This window comes from Halovibrio sp. HP20-59 (assembly GCF_033052795.2).
Taxonomy (GTDB): domain Bacteria; phylum Pseudomonadota; class Gammaproteobacteria; order Pseudomonadales; family Halomonadaceae; genus Vreelandella.
This window is the reverse complement of sequence record NZ_JAWJUW020000067.1, coordinates 1-325: the sequence shown is the minus strand read 5'-3', so window position 1 is coordinate 325 and position 325 is coordinate 1. Positions and strand designations below refer to the sequence as shown.

The 325-nt window shown below is 58.8% G+C and carries 1 protein-coding gene; it reads left to right on the top strand.

The features are described from left to right. Positions 1 to 264, top strand: a 264-nt coding sequence (locus tag RZA33_RS19415; protein ID WP_317509608.1) for a hypothetical protein, incomplete at its 5' end; no start/stop codon positions are given. Positions 265 to 325 lie beyond the last annotated feature (61 nt).

The following is a 325-nucleotide window of genomic DNA, read 5'->3' as shown; positions in this document are numbered from 1 at the left end:
GACGACTTCACCGCTACGTACGACCCTGGCTCGAAAACTTTTACGGTGTCCGTGCCTCAAGCGCTGCTGATCCATTCGGGCGAAGTGCCAAACGAGACCCAGACAGATGCACAAGAACAACCGAGCCATCAGGTTGCACAGACCTTGACCATCCGCTTTTCGCCAAATGCGACATGGCTTCTGGGTCAAATGCTTCTGCACATGCAGCAAAACGGCAGGCAATTCGGCGAAGAACCCGGGCAACCGAGCGGCGAACGGCATTGAAGCGCTCGCTCGCACGGACGGACTTGAGGACAGGAACGGGCCTCACGCTGCCGCCCCTTCG